Genomic DNA, 2,066 nt, shown 5'->3' with positions numbered 1-2,066 from the left:
GTGGCTCCCCCTGGTGTGGGGGCGTTGCGCCCGGCCCCGGGGGGGGGGGGGGGGGGGGGGGGGGGGGGGGGGCCCCCCCCCCCCCCCCGCCGCCCCCCCCCCCCCCCCCCCGGCCGCGTTGTTGTCAGCCGCGCGGCTTCTCCCGCATCTCGAACGTCTCGATGACGTCGTCGATCTTGAGGTCGTTGTAGCCGACCCCGATGCCGCACTCGAAGCCCTCGCGGACCTCGGTCGCGTCTTCCTTGAAGCGCCGCAGCGACGAGACGGTCAGGTTGTCGGCGATGACGACGCCGTCGCGGATCACCCTGGCCTTGCTGTTGCGGACGATCAGGCCGGAGCGGACCAGCGAACCGGCGATGTTGCCGATCTTCGGCACCTTGAAGATCTCGCGGACCTCCGCCGTGCCCATCTGGACCTCTTCGAACTCGGGCTTGAGCATGCCCTTGAGCGCCGCCTCGATCTCCTCGATCGCCTGGTAGATGACCGAGTAGTAGCGGATGTCGACGCCCTCGCGCTCGGCCAGGTCGCGCGCCCGAGGCTCGGGGCGGACGTTGAAGCCGATGATGACCGCGTTGTCGTCGGCGACGGCCAGGTTGACGTCGTACTCGGTGATCGCACCGACGGCGCGGTGCAGGACACGGAGCCTGACCTCGTCGCCGACGTCGATCTTGAGCAGGGCGTCTTCCAGGGCCTCCACCGAACCGGACACGTCACCCTTGATGATGAGCTTGAGCTCGTCGACGCGGCCCTTCTCGAGGTCGCTGAACAGCTCCTCGAGGGTGCGGCGACGGCTCGACTTCGCCATGTCGGCGCTGCGCTTGCGCGCCGCGCGCTGCTGGGCGATCTGCCGGGCCATCCGGTCGTCGGTGACGACGATGAAGTTGTCACCGGCGCTCGGCACGGCCGTCAGACCCATCACCAGGACCGGACGGGACGGCGGGGCCTCATCGACCGGCTCGCCGTTGTCGTCGAGCATCGCGCGGACGCGGCCGAAGGCCTCGCCACACACGATCGAGTCGCCGACGCGGAGCGTGCCGCGCTGGACCAGGACGGTCGCGACAGGGCCGCGGCCCTTGTCGAGGTGTGCCTCGATCGCGATGCCCTGGGCGTCCATCGTCGGGTTGGCCCGCAGGTCGAGCTCGGCGTCGGCGGTCAGCAGGATCGCCTCGAGCAGTTGGTCGATGCCCGTGCCGTTCTTGGCCGAGATGTCGACGAACAGCGTCGAGCCGCCGTACTCCTCCGCCACCAGGCCGTACTCGGTGAGCTGCGCCCTGACCTTGTTGGGGTCGGCGCCCTCCTTGTCGACCTTGTTGACCGCGACCACGACCGGCACGTCGGCCGCCTGGGCGTGGTTGAGCGCCTCGATGGTCTGCGGCTTCACACCGTCGTCGGCCGCGACCACCAGCACCGCGATGTCGGTGGACTTGGCGCCACGGGCACGCATGGCGGTGAACGCCTCGTGACCCGGGGTGTCGATGAAGGTGATCTTCCGGTCTTCGCCCTCGTGCTCGGTGGCGACCTGGTAAGCGCCGATGTGCTGGGTGATGCCACCCGCCTCGCGCGCCACCACGTTGGTCTTGCGGATGGCGTCGAGCAGCTTGGTCTTACCGTGGTCGACGTGACCCATGACGGTCACGACCGGCGGACGCGCGGCGAGGTCGCCCTCGTCGCCCTCGTCCTCGCCGAACTCGATGTCGAAGGCCTCGAGAAGCTCGCGGTCCTCCTCCTCCGGGCTGACGACCTGGATGTTGTAGTCGAGCTCCTGGCCGAGCAGCTGCAGGGTCTCCTCGTTGACCGACTGCGTGGCGGTCACCATCTCGCCGAGGTGCAGCATGATCTGCACCAGCGAGGCCGGGTTCGCACCGATGCGGTCGGCGAAGTCGGACAGCGACGCACCGCGCGGGAGGCGGATCGTCGCGCCGTTGCCACGAGCGACCTGCACGCCGCCGATCGCCGGCGCCGACATGTTGTCGAACTCCTGGCGCCTCTGGCGCTTGGACTTGCGACCACGCGCGGGACGGCCACCAGGGCGACCGAACGCGCCCGCCGTGCCACCGCCGCGACCG

The 2,066-nt window shown here is 70.1% G+C and carries 1 protein-coding gene; it reads right to left on the bottom strand.

The window, feature by feature from the left end:
• Positions 1-124: 124 nt before the first annotated feature.
• A partial coding sequence (infB, locus tag ABZ297_RS46745) for a translation initiation factor IF-2 (RefSeq protein WP_355361057.1) occupies positions 125-2,066 on the bottom strand: 1,942 nt, incomplete at its 5' end.

This window comes from Nonomuraea sp. NPDC005983, from assembly GCF_040614375.1.
Lineage (GTDB): Bacteria > Actinomycetota > Actinomycetes > Streptosporangiales > Streptosporangiaceae > Nonomuraea.
This window is presented reverse-complemented; position numbering and strand designations above follow the sequence as displayed.